The sequence below is a fragment of the Francisella opportunistica genome (assembly GCF_003347135.1).
Taxonomy (GTDB): Bacteria; Pseudomonadota; Gammaproteobacteria; order Francisellales; family Francisellaceae; genus Francisella; species Francisella opportunistica.
Window position 1 is genome coordinate 400,031 of record NZ_CP022377.1, and the last position, 16,577, is coordinate 416,607.

The window sequence follows — 16,577 nt, forward strand, 5'->3', positions numbered from 1 at the left end:
ATGCTTTTGAAAGTCTAAATAGCGCCTCTTTTCATAGTTTCAAAGAATTCTTCATTAGTTAAAGAACCTTTCATCTTTTCAGTTAAGAATTCCATAGCTTGGACATCTTCCATACCACCAAGAATCTTACGCAGCACCCAAAGTTTTTGTAGCTCTTCTGGAGTAGTAAGCAGCTCTTCTCTACGTGTACCAGATCTATCAAAACTAATAGCAGGGAAGACACGACGCTCAGCAATCTTACGATCAAGATGGAGCTCCATATTACCTGTACCTTTGAATTCTTCAAAGATAACTTCATCCATTTTCGAGCCAGTCTCTACAAGAGCTGTAGCGATAATCGTTAAACTACCACCTTCAGCGGTGTTACGCGCAGCACCAAAGAACCTTTTTGGCTTTTGTAAAGCATTTGCCTCAACACCACCGGATAAAACACGTCCAGAGGCTGGAGATACAGTGTTGTAGGCACGAGCAAGTCTTGTGATTGAGTCGAGTAGAATTACTACATCTTGCTTGTGTTCAACTAATCTTTTAGCCTTTTCAATTACAATCTCAGCAAGTTGTACATGGCGTGCTGCTGGTTCATCAAATGTACTAGCTACTACTTCGCCACGTACTGAGCGTTGCATCTCAGTAACCTCCTCAGGGCGCTCATCAATTAGTAGCATGATTAGGTTACATTCTGGGTGATTCTTAGCAATTGAGGTTGCGATATTTTGCATCATGATTGTTTTACCAGTTTTAGGTGGTGCAACAATCAAACCACGCTGACCTTTACCAAATGGTGCAGCTAAATCTATAACTCTAGCGGTAATGTCTTCATTTGAACCATTACCAATTTCCATAGTTAGTCTTTCTTTAGCATATTCTGGAGTTAGGTTTTCAAATAAGATTTTCTTTCTAGCTAATTCTGGCGAATCAAAGTTAACGCTGTCGATATGCTTGACGGCAAAGTATTTCTCATTATCACGCGGAGGACGAATTTTACCTACGATACTATCACCAGTACGCAGATTTAATTTTCTAATAAAAGCAGGTGAAACATAGATATCATCTGGAGATGCGAAGTATGAGCTATCAGAAGATCTTAGAAAGCCATAGCCATCTTGGAGAACTTCTAAAATACCTTCGCCATAAATGTCTTCGCCTTTATCAGCATGATATTTTAAGATTGAAAAGATCAGCTCTTGTTTTCTTGCGCGAAGTGACTCAAGATCTAGACTTTGAGCTATATCCATTAGCTCATTAACAGATTTATACTTTAATTCATTTAAGTTCATTTGGTTCTCTATTTATAAAAATAATATGTTGATATAACTAATTATAGATATTTGTCTATGATTGAGATTAACTGAGTTTTTTGTACTACACCAACTTTAGTTTCTTTGTTTTCACCATCTTTGAAAACCATAAGTGTAGGTACGCCACGCACACCAAATTTCATTGCTGTTTCTTCATTATCATCGATATTTATTTTGCAGACTTTGATTTTGTCACCGTAGTGTTCTGCAACTTGGTCAAGTATTGGAGCAAGCATTTTGCAAGGACCGCACCATGGCGCCCAAAAGTCTAACAATACTGGAATATCACTATTAACTACTTCACTTTCAAATTGACTATCTGATATATCGATACATTTTGACATGCTTTGACTTTCCTTTAAGTTTTTTGATTTTAAAACTGATTAAGCAGAACCTACTGCTGTATATTTGATAATTTTATAAGAAGTTAAACTAATTGCTAGTTATTATAAACAAAAAAACTTCTTAGACAAATTTTTTTAGCTATTTTACAGATATTTTTTTATAATGGGGAGTAGTTAAGAAATAAGCTTTTGTTTTATATGTCAAAGATAGTAGCAACGGTAGATTTAGGTTCAAATAGTTTTCATATGCTTATAAGTGAAATCAAGCCTGATGGCGAGGTTATTACATTATCTAAGCAGAAGCACAAAGTGCAACTAAGGGCTGGCCTTAATAATAATCTAACGATTAGTAAGGATGCGCAAGAAAGAGCTATTGAATGCCTTGAGTTCTTTGCACAAGAAATCAAAAAATACAAAGTTGAGCATGTGCGTGCTGTAGGAACATATACTCTTAGAAAAGCAAAAAATAATATAAAAGGCTTTAAAAAGAAGTTAGATAAAGCTCTTGGTACTAAGATTAAAATTATCTCAGGTCCAGAGGAAGCAAGACTTGTCTATGTTGGAGCTAGAGATAATGATGATATTAAACAAAAAACACTAGTTATAGATATTGGTGGTGGCTCAACGGAATTTGTAATTGGTAGAGGTGATAAGATATTAATTGCGCGCAGTTTAGATATGGGCTGTGTCGGCATGCAGAAAGATTTTTTTGCGAATGAAAAGCTTGATTTTGCTAACTTTCATGCAGCAGCAACTAAAGCTAGAGAAATAATTGCACCAATCCTATATAAATATAGAAGAATAGGCTGGAATACTGTTCTGGGTTCTTCCGGGACAATTATCTCGGTTACAAATATATGTCAAGAACTTACAGGTGATTCTATTATTACAAAAGAGTTTTTAAATGATTTAATTACTATGATGATGGATAAGCGTGAAGTTGAGCATATTCGTTTTGAGGGTCTTAGGGAAGATCGTGAGAGTGTCCTTGCTGGTGGTGTTGTTATTTTATATACAATATTTGATTGTTTGGATATTACACAAATGAAGCTTTCAAATGGTGCTGTGCGCGAGGGTATGCTTTATGAGCTTGTTAAAAGTAAGTATAAGATCGTGATTAAATAAACTCTCTCCCCACCTCTCTCTTAGCAAGAGAGAGGAGTAATAAGTTCCTCCTTTATTGTAGAGGAGTTTAGGAGGAGTAATGAAATATGATGACAGAAGTTTTTAATAAACAATCAACAAAAGATAAAAGACGAAAACTAAGAGCAAATCAAACAGTTGCAGAAAGAAAACTCTGGAGTTGTATTAGGAAAGATGCTTTAGGTGTTAGAGTACGTAGGCAGTATGGGGTAGGAGAATATATAGTCGATTTCTATATACCAACACTAAAATTAGCCATAGAAATTGATGGAGATAGTCACTTTACTACTGATGCTAGACAATATGACTTAGTCAGAGAAGATTATATGAGTAGTATTGGAATAAGAACTATTCGTTATAAAAATGATGATGTCATAAATAATATTGATTCTGTATTTGCAGATTTGCTAAAGATAGTTGAAAGTAATCTCTCTTATTAGAATTATGATTGGAAGAACTCTCTCCCCACCTCTCTCTTAGCAAGAAAGAGGAGTAATAAGTTCCTCCTCTATTGTAGAGGGGGTGGGGGGTTATTACTTTAAGGATTTAATTTAGTAAATGAAATACATCCCACTAGCAGCAAGAATAAGACCACAAAGTATTGATGAAATAGTAGGTCAAGAACATTTATTATCGCAACATGGCGTTTTAACAAAAATACTTGCTGGTGATGGAATTTGTTCTTTAGTATTATGCGGAAAACCAGGGGTTGGTAAGACAAGCTTGGCTAGAATTATTGCAAGCTCAAAAAAACTAGAATTCTTTGAGCTATCAGCAGTTGATTCAGGCGTTAAGGATGTTAAAAAAATAATTGCTGATAATCAGCATTTAGATAGTTTTGTATTATTTTTAGATGAGATTCATCGCTTTAATAAATCACAACAAGATTTACTTTTTCCTTATGTTGAATCAGGTAAAATTGTTTTAATTGGTGCTACTACAGAGAATCCAACATACTACTTAAACAATGCTTTAGTTTCACGCCTTTTTATTTTGCGCCTTAAAAGATTGAGTATATCAGCTACTCAAAAACTTATCCAAAGAGCTTTATCACAAGATGAGGTATTAGCAAAATATACATTCAAAATTGATGATGGTTTATATAATGCTATCCATAATTATAGTGAAGGCGATTGTCGTAAGATTTTAAATCTAATTGAGAGAATGTTTTTGATTAGCGATAGAATGGATGAAATTTATCTAAACAAAGAGCTATTTGATCAAGCAGTAGGTGAGGCTTCACGAGATTTTCATCGTGAGGGTAAGGAGTTTTATGAGCAGTTATCGGCTTTTCATAAATCTGTGCGAGGAACCGATGCTGATGCAGCTATTTTTTGGTTAAGTGTAATGTTGGATAATGGTGTTGATCCATTAGTTATTGCTAGAAGGATGCTATGTATTGCCTCTGAAGATATTGGTAATGCGGATCCGCAAGCGCTAAGAGTAGCAATAGATGCTTGGAACGCCTATGAGAAGCTAGGTTTACCAGAGGGAAGATTAGTGTTAGCACAAGCGGCTATTTATTTAGCGGTAGCGCCAAAGAGTAATGCTTGTTATAAAGCATTAGCACAAGCTCAGCAGCTTGTTAAAAACTTAGGTGATATACAAGTGCCGCAACATCTTAAAAACTATAAGGATAGTAATTACCTCTACCCACATAACTACCCAAATTCATATGTTATCCAGCAATATTTGCCTAAAAATGTTGTACAAACTTTTTATCAACCCTCAGCAAGCGGTTTTGAAACAAAAATAAAAACTAAGCTTGATAGTATAAACAAAATCAAGAAGTTATAAAATTAAGTTATTAAATTTTTGTATTTATATGTTATAATCTTTGGAATTAAATTATATCTATAAAATATAAACTAGGTTTTAAACTGCTATGGCACTAGAAAATTTACTACATCCTAATAATATTAAAATTGATGAATATGCAAAAAATGCTACTAAGTTTTCTTTTGAAGCCCTAGAAAGAGGGGTAGGTTATACACTTGGATTTGCTCTTAAGCAAACTATGCTTTATTCTATCGCTGGTGCATGTGTTACTAGTATAAAAATTAATGACGGTAAAGTTACTTCTTTAGAAGATGTGATTCCATGTGATGAAACAGTTGCTGATATTATCTTAAATATCAAAGCTCTTCCTTTGACGTTAGCAGACAGAGTTGACTCAGGTACGATAACTTTTGAATTATCAGGCTCAGAAGAAGAAGTTTTCTCCGAAGAAGCAAAATTAACTGAAGGTTTAACTATAACAGAAGAAGTATTTATCTGTAGCTATAATGGTGGTAAAAAGCTAAAAATTGAAGCTAAAGTTGAAAAAGGTGTAGGCTACAGACCAGCTCAAGAGAACTTCAAAGATGGTGAATTCCTTTTAGATGCGACTTTTTCACCAGTTGCTTTTTGTGAGTTTGAGATAAAAGATGCTCGTGTCGGTAGACGTACAGACCTTGATAAACTTGAACTTAACATTAAGACTAATGGTAATGTAAGCTGTGAAGAAGCGCTAAGAATAGCAGCTATTAAGATTCAAAATCAATTAAGAAATATCGTAGATGTTGAAGAGATTAATAAAGGTATTTTTGTAGAAGATCCTACTAAGGATATAAACCCTGTTTTGTTAAAGCATGTTGAGGAATTAAACCTTACAGCTAGATCTTCTAACTGTTTAAAAGCTGTAAATATTAGATTAATCGGTGACCTAGTACAGAAGACAGAAAACGAACTTCTTAAAGCACCAAACTTTGGTAAAAAATCATTAACAGAGATCAAAGACAAGTTATCTGAGCTTGGCTTATCTTTGGGAACAGCGATTGATAATTGGCCTGAAGATTTATAATCACTTCTTGCCGGAGTGGTGAAATTGGTAGACGCGCCGGATTCAAAATCCGGTTCTGGCAACAGAGTGCCGGTTCGAGTCCGGCCTCCGGCACCATTTAACTTTTTGCATATATTCCCAAAAAATAACAAAAAACTTTAAAAACAATTTTTAACTGGTTTTAAATTTCAACTAGTATACTATTTAAAACCATTGTAGCCGTTGAAATTTACATACTGTATTTATATTTAGCCTAATTTTTCTATTTTTGAGTATGTACAGCTAACTACATATAAAAATGTCATGCTGAATTTATTTCAGCGTTTCACTATAAGTGTTGATTTTATTGAGATCCTGAAACGAGTTCAGGATGACAAAATGTACTATTTTTATGCCTAGTAGGCTATAAATATGTTTAAGAATGTCAGTGATATAGAGTTAAAGAGCCGAAAATACTCTAAAAAAGCCTTCATTTAGGTGGTAGGTTATCTTTAACTTTAGATAAAAATAATAACAAATAGTCTACATTTAAGTAGGCTTTCTTAACATTTTTTTCACTTCGCCAATATGAGTTTCTTCCTCAACTATTAGCTTTCTAGCATACTCTTCTAGCATTATTGATTTTCCATTTACAAGCTTTAGAAGTTCATAGTAGGCTGAAACAGCTTTTTTCTCATGCCCCAGACTTTCAATTAATATATCATTTATATTGTGCTGATAAGTTTCTGTTAAGTCTGCTATTTTTAAAGATGGGTGCTCACCAAAATGAGTTATCATTTCTCCAGCAGCTGTTGCATGAGTTAAACTTTCTTTTGCTTGAGATTGCATCCAACTAACTATAGGGATTCTATTATGGCCTATAATCATTAAAGAATAATGAGTATAACGCACAACTCCAGACATTTCGAGTTCTAAAATTTTATTTAATTGATCAATAATTTCTTGTTTATTTTCTAATTGAAGCTCCATATAACTTATTTCCTTTATCTAAATTTTATTCGTTATAAGTGACATGGTAACTAATAGTATTTACATTAGCAATATTAGTTATGCGCAAAACAAAATTAATTCCTATACGGCTGGCTTTATAGTGATTTTAAATTATCATTATTAAATTTTTTATATAAGGCTGAATTATTTCATAATTCATATAGACTAAAATTTTGATCCTTAAGTCTGCTTTTAATAGCAAATTTGTTTAGTTTTTTCTATCATATATGAAATTAGCGGCTACTGCTATAGTTCAGATTATTATGATAGTATAAATAGCTTTGAGAATGGAGAATATTAAAGAAAAAGTCTAGTTATCTAACAAGCTTGCAAATAGTTTTTATACTACGAATAATTTATAATACTCACAAATACAATATATTTGTTAAATCATGATAATAGATTCACATTGTCACCTTAATTATCTAAAGCTTGAAGATATAACTCTTGAGCAAGTTATTAATAATGCAAAAAATGCCGGTATTGATAAAGTTATCTCAATAGCCGTAGCATGGCATGAGATTGAAGATATACAGAAAATAGCTGAAGATTATAGCGATGTTTATTTTTCTGTAGGGGTACATCCTAGTGAATTAGATACACATCAGCCAAGTGTTGATGAGATTATAGCAAAATCACAACATCAAAAATGTGTTGCTATTGGCGAGACAGGCTTAGACTATTACTACAATGGTAGCGATACTAAAAAGGCACAGATAGATAAATTTGTTATGCATATGCAAGCGGCTAATCAAGTAAATAAGCCTGTTGTAATCCATACTAGAGCGGCAAAACAAGATACATTAGCTATTTTAAAAGCTGAAGGTGTTGAAAAATGTGGTGGAATTTTGCACTGTTTTACTGAAGATTACGATATGGCAAAAAAAGCTCTAGATATGGGGATGTATATATCTTTTTCAGGAATTTTGACTTTCAAAAATGCTAAAGATATTCAAGCAACAGCAAAAAAATTACCACTAGATAGAATCCTTATTGAGACAGATGCTCCGTATCTAACACCGGTGCCGCTGCGTGGAAAACCAAACTATCCAGAATATGTTAAATATGTGGCAGAGTTTTTGGCTAATTTAAAAGGTGTATCTTACCAGCAAGTAGCAACACAAACTTATCAAAATACTTGTGAGGTTTTAAAATTATGATGTTAAGGCAACAATATCACTTTAGGAGATCTGAGCGTGGTGATTTATTGGTTTGGGATGTTAACAAACTAAACCTTAAAACAAGGAGTTTGACTCCTAAAAAAATTAAGTTATCAGATGTTAAAGAATATAAACAAACTTATTGGTATGATTTAGATTTAGGAGCTGCTAAGCCAACATGTGAAAATATTGTAGAGCACGTGAAATTAATCAATATGGCTGATTTAAACTACCCTATTATTTTATGTTGTGAAGGTAAACTAATGGATGGGATGCATAGAGTGTGTAAGGCTCACCTATTTGGAAATGAAGAAATTTTAGCTTTTAGGTTTGAAGAATACATCTGTCCTGATTTTGTTAATATTGATTATAAAGATCTAAAGTATGACTAGCACTAATATTTATGATTTAGAGCTTAAAAACTCTAACCAAGAAGTCTTTACTGATTTACTTAAAAGAGATGATATCCATATTGAAAAAATAATTTCCTATGGGCAAGTAACTCCAGCTGACCAGCCATATATACAAGCTCATGATGAATGGGTTGTGGTATTAAGAGGTCAAGCACAACTTAAACTAGAAGATGAATACTATACTCTCAAACAAGGGCAACATTTATTTATCGCTAAAAATACAAGGCATTGGGTTACTTTTACCACCAATCCTACTATCTGGTTAGCTGTTCATTTTGGGAGATTATAATGCAACATTTCTTTACTGAACATTTTTATATCTTATGTATCTTTATTATATCAATGGGTTTTTTGGCAAGTTTTATCGATGCCATAGCAGGTGGAGGAGGTTTAGTTAGTATTCCAGCATTAAGTTTGACAGGTTTGCCGATTGTTACTGTTTTAGGGACAAATAAATTTCAAGCTAGTATTGGTACAGGTATGGCAGTACTTAAATACTACAAAAGTGGTCTTATTGATATCAAAACAGTAGTAAGAGGTTTGGTAGCAGGTTTTATAGGTGCTTGTTGTGGAACACTACTGACTTTGCTGATACATAATGATTTTATGAATAATATTGTGCCGATACTGTTAATTATAGTTTTTATTTTTAGTATTGTTAATAAAAATCTTGGAGTAGCTCAGGGCAAAAAAAGAATGTCAGAAATAGCTTTTTTTACGCTTTTTGGCTTTGTTTTAGGTGCTTATGATGGTTTTTTTGGACCTGGTACGGGTAACTTCTGGATTATTGCAATTGTATACTTTCTTGGTTATACATTTTTGCAAGCCTCAGGTTATGCTAAGATGCTTAATTTAAAAAGTAATGTTTTTTCGCTGACTGTTTTTGCGTTATCAGGACAGGTTAATATTACTTTCGGACTTTTGATGGCAGTAGGAAGCTTCTTTGGTGGTATCGCTGGTTCAAGAATGGTTATTTTAAAGGGTTCAAAATTAGTTAGACCAATATTTATAATTGTTGTGGGTACAAGTATTTTGCTTATGCTCAAAACGCAATATTTTGCATAAGCAATATGGTGATATCAAATTAGTTAAATAAATCTTAGTATTAATGGTTATCTAGCAATGCTATAATACGCCAATATATTTTTTAATATAGATTAATTATTATGGATAATCAAAAAGCATTAGAAATAAAAAATCTTACCAAAGTTTATAAGGGTGGTTTGAAAGCCGTTGATGATATCAGTTTTGAAGTCAAAAAAGGTGATTTTTTTGCACTTTTGGGGCCAAATGGTGCTGGTAAGTCGACCACTCTAGGAATGATATCCTCGCTTGTAAATAAAACATCTGGTCAAATCAAGGTTTTTGGTCATGATATAGATACTGATTATATCCAAGCTAGAAAGCACCTAGGTGTAATGACGCAAGAAATAAACCTTAATATTTTTGAAAAGCCAATAGATATACTTATTACACAAGCGGGGTTTTTTGGCATTGCTAAAAAAGACGCATTTGCGTATGCTGAAGAGCTGTTAAAGAAAGTTGATCTTTATGATAAGCGTAATACCCAAGTAAGATTTTTATCTGGAGGTATGAAAAGAAGATTAATGGTGGTGCGTGCGCTAATTCACAAACCAAAACTATTAATCTTAGATGAGCCAACCGCAGGAGTTGACGTTGAGCTTAGAAATTCATTGTGGGAGATGATTTTAGAATTTCATAGAGAAGGTTTGACAATAATTCTGACAACTCACTATCTAGAAGAAGCCGAATTGATGTGTAAACATATCGCGCTTATTAACAAAGGTAAGTTATGTGTTAATACGGATATGAAGACTTTCTTAAAATCAGCCGATAAACATACTTATATCTTTGATCTCAAAGACAAATGTCAGCAAGAGATAAAACTTAATCTAGGTGAGGTTAAGCTTATCGATGATTATACAATCGAGGTTGAAGTTTCAAAAGGGGTAGTACTTAATCAAATATTTGCTGAACTAAGTAGCAAGTATGATTTAGATGTTTTAGATGTACGTTCAAAAGCAGCTAAGTTAGAGAAGTTATTTATTGAAGTAGCAAGAAATAAACAGGTAAATTTATGAATTTAAGAGATTATTGGATAACATACATAACAATTTTTAAGCGTGAGTGTAAAAGGATCTTTAGAATTTGGCCACAAACTTTACTTCCTTCAGTGATAACTATAATTTTATATTTTCTGATTTTTGGTAAGGTGGTTGGAGCGCGTATAGGTAGTATGGGAGATGGGGTTACTTATATGCAGTATATTACTCCAGGTCTTATAATTATGGCGGTGATTCAAAACTCATATGGTAATGTCGTTAGCTCTTTCTTTGGTATCCGTTTTAATAAAGCTATAGAAGAGTTGTTAGTATCACCTGTTAGTAATCATGTAATAGTGCTAGGTTATATTTCTGGTGGTATATTTAGAGGTTTTATTGTTGGAATGCTTGTTAGTATAGCGGCATTTTTATTAGGCGGCTTTACTACTATACACAGTGTAGCTTTAGTTTTAGTTGACTTTATATTTTGTGGCGCTTTATTTTCTCTCGGTGGCTTGATAAATGCGATATTCTCACAAAGTTTTGATGATACTACGATATTTCCTACATTTATACTTACACCACTTATCTACTTAGGAGGAGTGTTTTACAATATAAATGATTTAACTGGCTTTTGGCATTTTATATCATCTTGTAATCCGTTGTTTTATATAGTTGATTTTGTTAGATATGGTTTTATAGGCGTTTCTACAGTTAATCCATATTTTGCATTTGCAGCGATAGTTATTTTCACATTCTTATTGTACTATGCATGTTGGTATTTACTTGAGAAAGGCATTAGGTTGAAAGCTTAGTTAAGGATTTTATTCTTTTATTCTATGTACTTGACGAATAATATATAGCGGTCTATGCTTTGTTTCGATAAATATCCTGCCTATATAACTACCTAGCATTCCAATCCCTATCATTTGTAAACCACTAAAGAATAATATAAAGGTCACTAACGATGGATAACCCGGAACATCTACACCAATTAATATTGATTTTAGAATTATTATAGAACCATAGATAAAGCTTATAAGCGCGACAAAAATACCAATATACGACCATATTTCTAGCGGAGCGCGGCTAAAACTTGTGACACCATCTATAGAAAACTTAAATAGCTTCCAATAATTCCATTTAGTTTGGCCAGCAGCTCTTTCTTCTCTAGCGTGGTAAACTATTTTTTCTTTAAAGCCTATCCAAGTAAGTAGTCCTTTGTTAAAGCGTATTTTCTCTTTGAGCTCTAAAAAAGCATTAACAGCAGCCCTATTTAATAATCTATAGTCACCAGCATTAGGGGTTAGTTTAGTGTCACTAATCCTATTCATAACTTTGTAGAAAAGTCCTGCGGTGTGTTTTTTAGTTGAAGTATCTGTATCACGATTTTCTCTAACAGCAGTGACAATCTCATAGCCATCTAACCAATATTGTACCATTTCTAAAATAAGTTCCGGTGGATCCTGTAGGTCAGCATCTATTGATATTGCAGCATCACCTTTACAGTTTGCGAAACCGGCAAACAAGGCTGCTTCTTTACCAAAGTTGCGTGATAAATCAACTACAGCAATCTCAGAGATGACTTTTTGTTTTTCTAAAAGAAGCTCAAGAGTATTATCATTACTACCATCATTGATAAAGACAAGTTCATATTTAGTCGGGAGTTTTTCAAGGATTGGCATAAGTCTAGCAAACAAATGCTCTATACCTTCTGCCTCATCTTTTACGGGGATTATTATACTTGTTAACTTATCTTTAATATCCATAGGGTTATATGCTTATGACTATTTTGTTATTTATTTTAAATGTATCATTAGCATTGGGCAACTTATATTTGTTTAAGAAAACTATAATTTATTATTTGTTTATAAATATAAGTCAAAGGATTGTTAAGATAAGAGGTCTTTTTGCTATAATACATCTAAGTTTTTTTAAAGTATATAAAAAATGGCTTTTAAATATAATAAGGTTGCAATTATTGGTAAGCATTATAAAAAAGAAGTAAGTCAAATGGTCGAAACCTTATATGCTTATTTACAGCAACAAGACTTAGAAATAACTATAGAAAATGATACGGCAGCTGATACTTCACTTGTAAATATTACCACAGCAAGCCTAAAAGAGATTGCGCTAAGATGTGATGTTGCGATAATCGTTGGTGGTGATGGTAATTTTCTTAAAGCATCAAGAGTTTTAGCTTTGTATAGTAATATTCCGGTTATTGGTATAAATAAAGGCAAACTAGGTTTTTTGACAACTCTTGCTGCAGATGATAATGCGCTAAAAAATGATCTTTATGCAATATTAAAAGGCGTTAGCACAGTGACAAAGATGAGTATGCTAAAGTGTCGTGTTGATAATAATTTACGTGCGCCTTTAGAGGCATCTATCGCCTTAAATGAAATAGCAATAACAGCTAGTAGAGGCTTGATGTTTGGTTTAAAAGTGTTTATCGATGGGAGGTATGCTTTTGATCAAAAAGGTGATGGGCTTATTGTCTCTACTCCTACTGGTTCAACAGCACATGCAATGTCAGCAGGTGGGCCAATTTTAAATCCTAATCAAAATAGCATAGTCTTGGTGCCTATATGTTCACACTCATTAAATAGTAGACCTTTGGTGATATCTGATGAAAGTGTTATTGATATTTATATAACTGAATATAATGAACCTGAACCAGTTTTGAGTATTGATGGTAGGCACGATACTATTCTCAAAGCGCATCAAAAAGTGACTATCCAGAAAGCACAAAAGAAGGTTACAGTTCTACATACAAAAGATTACAATTATTATGACACTTTAAGAGAAAAACTAGGTTGGAGTAAAGTGCTATTCTAGCAAAGCTCAACTAATATAATTACTACAAAAATAGTGATAAAAATAGCTGAAATAAATTCTATCTTTTTAATATTTCTAAAAAATATCTGCCTAAGTTTATTATTACCAAAGAAAGTTGCGACAATACAAAACCACACCAGGGTTGTAAGAGCTATAGCTATCCAAATTGCAAACTTACCAAAACTAGCTAGATTATCAACTAAACTTAACATTGAGCTAAAGAAAACTAATGCTTTAGCATTGGCAAGATTAGTAAAAGCGCCATTTAAAAAAAGCCTGATATTAGAAGGTTTATCAAAACTATTTAGATTTTTTATATGCTCGTTAGCATTTGGATTTAGTTGTTGTTTGGTAAAAATACTTTTATACAAGTTAAAAGCAATATATCCAAGATAGGCTGTACCTATGAGGATTAGTATCTTAAACAATAGCGGTTGTTTATATAATAAGAATGAACCGAACCAGTAGACGATAAAAGTATTTAAAAGAATTCCACTAGCAACACCCATTGCTGTATATATACCAGATTTATGTCCAAATTTAATAGAGTTGCTGATAGTTACAAAAAAATCTGGACCGGGTAGAATAAGGCAGCTTATTTGTAAAGCTAGAATTGTTAGAAAGATTAGCACAGTTATACTCTTATTTTTATCATAGTTGAGATAGAATAGTATTAATAAAATTAGAATAAATCTAGAAAAATGTGTAATAAATCTACAGAAAATTTACGTCAGATAAAAAGTTATGTACAAAGGGCAGGTAGAGTTACAAAAAAACAACAACAAGCGCTTGATAATTATGCTGCAAATTACCTTATAGAATATGCTAAAGATAACAAATTAGATTTTGCTGAAATTTTTGCTAATACTAATGATGTAGTCCTAGAAATAGGCTTTGGTATGGGAGGATCGCTAGTTGAAATGGCTTTAGCTAATCCAGCAAAAAACTACCTTGGTATTGAGGTTCATAAAGCAGGGGTTGGTAATATTCTCTATGAAATAAAAAATCAAAATATCCCTAATCTTTTAGTTATGAGTCATGATGCAATCGAGATACTTGAGAATATGATAAAAGATCAATCTTTATCTAATATACAAGTGTATTTCCCTGATCCTTGGCATAAGAAAAAACATAATAAGCGTAGGCTTGTTAATCAGACAAATATTGAGCTGTTTGCTAAGAAATTAAAATCTGGTGGCGTGTTCCATTACGCTAGTGATTGGTTGCCATATGCAGAGGAAGTATTAGAGCTATTTGAGAATGATAGTAAGTATAGAAATTTATATAATGGTTTTGCACCAAGGCCAGAGTGGCGACCTTTGACAAAATTTGAGAAGCGTGGGCAAAATCTTGAACATCCGATATCAGATATACTTTTTGAGAAGATTTAAGGATAAAAAGTGAAAATAGCCAGATATAAAAAAGGCTTTATAAAAGCAAGTGAATATAATAGTAAACTACACTTTGATAATATTTTCTGTCCTGATTGTGGTAAGGCAAAATTAAAATTAGTGCGTAAAGCTGACCAAGAGCCATATTTTGTTTTTATCAAAGATCAACAACATGATCAGCTTTGTCCAAGCATAGCCAAACCAATTCAAGATCAAAAAATCAAGGAACTAGTTTTAAGTGATTCAAAAAAAGACATGAGTAAGCTTAATTTCTTAGTTAATAAAAACCTTGAAAAATGTATAAATCTTGTCACAAAATTAGAAAATAATGGTGAGCTTAAAAAAGCTGATGAGCTTAATTTGATGCCACAAAAAAAACAGCAGATAACAGAAAAGCGTATTAGAGAGTATGCAAAACAGGATATTTATACAATAAATATTGTTAATTTAAGTGATATTGATACGCAAAAACTTAACAACAAGTATTGTCTCATCTATGGAATAGCTGGAATTACACTTGCTGATGTTGGTGATAGTAAAAAGCTATTTTTTAAAGCCGATCAAAATTCACGCTTTTCGCTATTTATTGTGCCAAGCCAAATAAAATATTTAGATTTTGATAAAGGTAAAAGAGCTAAATTTGCTGTTTTTGGTAGATTTAGAAAAGTTGGTAAATTTATAAATTTAGAAATTCGTTCAACACGCGATTTAGTTATCAGGGACTAAGAAAATATGCATGTAAAAATTCGTTATGAAAAATTAAAAGATCAAGAGTTAATCTATAAATTAATCTCTGAAGCTTTTGAAACTAGTGATGAAGAGAAATTAGTTAGACTTTTGCATACTGATCACCAAAGTTTAATATCGTTAGTTGCTGAAACTGATGATAATAGTATAATTGGTCAAGCGATTATCTCAAAAATGACTGCAGAGAAGGACGATAAGCTAAAAATATCTGGACTTGCGCCAATGTGTGTAGCACCGAGATATCAGCATCAAGGGATTGGTACTAAGCTTATAGAAGCAATTATCAAAGAAGCAAGGAAAAATAATATTGATGCAATATTTGTCTTAGGTCATCCAAGTTATTATCCACAGTTTGGTTTTAAGCCTGCCGTGGAATATCAGATAAAATGTGAGTATGATGTCCCAGCTGATGTTTTTATGGTTCTAGATTTGTCGGCTAAACTCGCTCAGTTAAAAGACCAAATTGTATACTATGCCGAAGAATTTAGCAAAGTTTTTTAAGTATAATCAACGCTATAAAAAAGAAGGTCTATATTAAACATATAAATAGGCTCCATGAACAAAAATTTTAAATAAAGCATATAAGTATATTAAATGATAATCAAGCTCGGTCATTCACTAGTCACCCTATGAATGTGCATAAAAATAGAGAAGGTACGAATGCTCTTATTTTTTATTATAATAAAAAGGCCAAGTTTTCAGAGAATATTTTTTAACTTCCAAAATCAGGATGGCAAAACCTTGAAAGTAAGAGCGTAACCTGCTAGAGTAATACAATTTTCTTGCTATAAAAACATTAAATTATTATCACCCGGCTACCCCACCGAGAATTTAGTCAGTAAGAAAAGTGTCCATGCCTAAAGAACAATAGAGGATTATTTTATGGAAAATATAAAGCCAAGCATAGAAAGCGATAATGTGAACATCAACAGAAAATGCGAATGGAGGGTGCCAAATTTCCAGCAAATCGAAATGGATTATCCGGAGGGAAAGGGATCACCACACGTCTCGGAATATGATGAATACACGGGACCGTCCTAACAACAAGAAAATGAAATTAAACAAAATATTTAGAGATGAAAGTGTAGTAATTACCGAAGTATTTTATTTGTTTAGTAATTGTATCTAAAATTTGTATCTCTAAATCGTATCAACCCTTACTATATTTTTGATTTGTAAAATAAGTCGTAAGTACTCATAAAGTTGGTTGATTTTAATTACAAAGTTGTTTTTGGTGTTATAGCCTGCTAGGCATAAAAGTAGTACTAATTGAAATAGCTTAAAACCAAGCTATTTCAGTAGATTCCGTGGTCAAGCCTGACGGAATGACGTACTACTTTTTATATAGTTAGCTATATATCTTTAA

The 16,577-nt window shown here is 32.6% G+C and carries 19 protein-coding genes and 1 tRNA gene; 15 read left to right on the plus strand and 5 right to left on the minus strand.

Features of this window, described 5'->3' with window-relative positions:
• Window positions 1-14: 14 nt before the first annotated feature.
• Entirely contained in the window at window positions 15-1,277 is a 1,263-nt protein-coding gene (gene rho, locus CGC45_RS01935) for a transcription termination factor Rho (RefSeq protein WP_004287296.1), read from the minus strand.
• Window positions 1,278-1,318: 41 nt separating this feature from the next.
• Window positions 1,319-1,642, minus strand: a complete 324-nt coding sequence (gene trxA / locus CGC45_RS01940) for a thioredoxin (protein WP_071628717.1) — start codon at window positions 1,640-1,642, stop codon at window positions 1,319-1,321.
• A gap of 198 nt (window positions 1,643-1,840) precedes the next feature.
• Here trxA and CGC45_RS01945 point away from each other — a divergent pair, with 198 nt between their 5' ends.
• The 5 genes from CGC45_RS01945 (at window position 1,841) to CGC45_RS01965 (ending at window position 5,723) form a co-directional block, all read left to right on the plus strand.
• Window positions 1,841-2,767 (plus strand): Ppx/GppA phosphatase family protein, encoded by a 927-nt coding sequence (locus tag CGC45_RS01945; RefSeq protein ID WP_071628718.1) that lies wholly within the window; start codon window positions 1,841-1,843, stop codon window positions 2,765-2,767.
• Between the two features lie 89 nt (window positions 2,768-2,856).
• Entirely contained in the window at window positions 2,857-3,225 is a 369-nt protein-coding gene (locus CGC45_RS01950; RefSeq protein WP_071629947.1) for an endonuclease domain-containing protein, read from the plus strand.
• Between the two features lie 118 nt (window positions 3,226-3,343).
• A complete protein-coding gene (locus tag CGC45_RS01955; protein WP_071628719.1) occupies window positions 3,344-4,582 on the plus strand; it encodes an AAA family ATPase in 1,239 nt (412 codons plus the stop codon).
• Window positions 4,583-4,670: 88 nt separating this feature from the next.
• Window positions 4,671-5,627 carry a DNA-directed RNA polymerase subunit alpha gene (locus CGC45_RS01960; RefSeq protein WP_071628720.1) on the plus strand — a complete coding sequence of 319 codons (957 nt, stop codon included), beginning with the start codon at window positions 4,671-4,673 and terminating at the stop codon, window positions 5,625-5,627.
• A gap of 9 nt (window positions 5,628-5,636) precedes the next feature.
• A tRNA-Leu gene (locus CGC45_RS01965) sits at window positions 5,637-5,723 on the plus strand.
• 411 nt (window positions 5,724-6,134) lie between these two features.
• Here the strand turns inward: CGC45_RS01965 and CGC45_RS01970 are convergent.
• Complete coding sequence (locus CGC45_RS01970; RefSeq protein WP_071628721.1) at window positions 6,135-6,575, minus strand: ferritin-like domain-containing protein; 441 nt, start codon at window positions 6,573-6,575, stop codon at window positions 6,135-6,137.
• Window positions 6,576-6,988: 413 nt separating this feature from the next.
• Between CGC45_RS01970 and CGC45_RS01975 the strand changes: the two genes are divergently transcribed.
• From CGC45_RS01975 to CGC45_RS02000, 6 genes are all read left to right on the plus strand, one after another.
• On the plus strand, window positions 6,989-7,756 hold the full coding sequence (locus CGC45_RS01975) for a TatD family hydrolase (RefSeq protein WP_071628722.1): 768 nt from the start codon (window positions 6,989-6,991) through the stop codon (window positions 7,754-7,756).
• Entirely contained in the window at window positions 7,753-8,148 is a 396-nt protein-coding gene (locus CGC45_RS01980; RefSeq protein WP_071628723.1) for a hypothetical protein, read from the plus strand. Before CGC45_RS01975 ends, CGC45_RS01980 begins: the two co-directional genes overlap by 4 nt.
• Entirely contained in the window at window positions 8,141-8,458 is a 318-nt protein-coding gene (locus tag CGC45_RS01985) for a cupin domain-containing protein (protein ID WP_071628724.1), read from the plus strand. The genes CGC45_RS01980 and CGC45_RS01985 overlap by 8 nt, the downstream gene beginning before the upstream one ends.
• On the plus strand, window positions 8,458-9,234 hold the full coding sequence (locus CGC45_RS01990) for a TSUP family transporter (protein WP_071628725.1): 777 nt from the start codon (window positions 8,458-8,460) through the stop codon (window positions 9,232-9,234). The genes CGC45_RS01985 and CGC45_RS01990 overlap by 1 nt, the downstream gene beginning before the upstream one ends.
• 101 nt (window positions 9,235-9,335) lie before the next feature.
• Window positions 9,336-10,271: an ABC transporter ATP-binding protein gene (locus CGC45_RS01995; RefSeq protein ID WP_071628726.1), complete on the plus strand. Its 936-nt coding sequence runs from the start codon at window positions 9,336-9,338 to the stop codon at window positions 10,269-10,271.
• The gene (locus tag CGC45_RS02000; protein ID WP_071628727.1) at window positions 10,268-11,047 is read left to right on the plus strand and encodes an ABC transporter permease; all 780 of its coding nucleotides are present in this window, start codon (window positions 10,268-10,270) and stop codon (window positions 11,045-11,047) included. Before CGC45_RS01995 ends, CGC45_RS02000 begins: the two co-directional genes overlap by 4 nt.
• 9 nt (window positions 11,048-11,056) lie before the next feature.
• On the opposite strand, the gene CGC45_RS02005 is transcribed toward CGC45_RS02000, so the two are convergent.
• Window positions 11,057-12,001, minus strand: coding sequence for a glycosyltransferase family 2 protein (locus CGC45_RS02005; protein WP_071628728.1), 945 nt, complete (start codon window positions 11,999-12,001; stop codon window positions 11,057-11,059).
• 181 nt (window positions 12,002-12,182) lie between these two features.
• Here CGC45_RS02005 and CGC45_RS02010 point away from each other — a divergent pair, with 181 nt between their 5' ends.
• Window positions 12,183-13,073: an NAD(+)/NADH kinase gene (locus tag CGC45_RS02010; RefSeq protein WP_071628729.1), complete on the plus strand. Its 891-nt coding sequence runs from the start codon at window positions 12,183-12,185 to the stop codon at window positions 13,071-13,073.
• Here the strand turns inward: CGC45_RS02010 and CGC45_RS02015 are convergent.
• Window positions 13,070-13,705: a LysE family translocator gene (locus tag CGC45_RS02015; protein ID WP_071628730.1), complete on the minus strand. Its 636-nt coding sequence runs from the start codon at window positions 13,703-13,705 to the stop codon at window positions 13,070-13,072. The two genes, CGC45_RS02010 and CGC45_RS02015, sit on opposite strands and share 4 nt — an antisense overlap.
• A 69-nt stretch (window positions 13,706-13,774) precedes the next feature.
• Here CGC45_RS02015 and trmB point away from each other — a divergent pair, with 69 nt between their 5' ends.
• Genes trmB through CGC45_RS02030 form a run of 3 tightly spaced genes read left to right on the plus strand, consistent with a single transcriptional unit; the run spans window position 13,775 to window position 15,712 of the window.
• Window positions 13,775-14,464, plus strand: a complete 690-nt coding sequence (gene trmB / locus CGC45_RS02020; RefSeq protein ID WP_071628731.1) for a tRNA (guanosine(46)-N7)-methyltransferase TrmB — start codon at window positions 13,775-13,777, stop codon at window positions 14,462-14,464.
• Between the two features lie 9 nt (window positions 14,465-14,473).
• Window positions 14,474-15,190: a hypothetical protein gene (locus CGC45_RS02025; RefSeq protein ID WP_071628732.1), complete on the plus strand. Its 717-nt coding sequence runs from the start codon at window positions 14,474-14,476 to the stop codon at window positions 15,188-15,190.
• 6 nt (window positions 15,191-15,196) lie between these two features.
• On the plus strand, window positions 15,197-15,712 hold the full coding sequence (locus CGC45_RS02030; RefSeq protein ID WP_071628733.1) for a GNAT family N-acetyltransferase: 516 nt from the start codon (window positions 15,197-15,199) through the stop codon (window positions 15,710-15,712).
• The last annotated feature ends 865 nt before the right edge of the window (window positions 15,713-16,577 follow it).